Below are 255 nucleotides of genomic sequence, written 5' to 3' on the forward strand. Positions count from 1 at the left end.
ATGCTGCGAATCGCCCCGGCGAAAATCTCCGTGGTGTAGGCGCAGGTGTTCAGGGCGAAGGCCAGGATGGTGCAGTTCATCGCGTCACGGAAGAACGCGTCGAGCACCGGTTGCGCACGGATCGCGGCCAGGCTGTAGATCCCGGTGTAGCAGATCAGCAACTGGATATACAGCGGCGTACCGCGGAACAGGTAGGTGTAGAACTGCACCGGCCAGCGGATGTAGAAGCGCGGGGAAACCCGGGCAATCGACAGC

The 255-nt window shown here is 62.0% G+C and carries 1 pseudogene; it reads right to left on the reverse strand.

From position 1 onward, the window contains the following. Positions 1 to 255 (reverse strand): annotated as a pseudogene (locus AACY45_RS29140) (amino acid ABC transporter permease); the annotation flags it as partial.

Origin of the sequence: Pseudomonas sp. RA_35y_Pfl2_P32 (assembly GCF_963970735.1) — a bacterium.
Taxonomy (GTDB): Bacteria; Pseudomonadota; Gammaproteobacteria; order Pseudomonadales; family Pseudomonadaceae; genus Aquipseudomonas.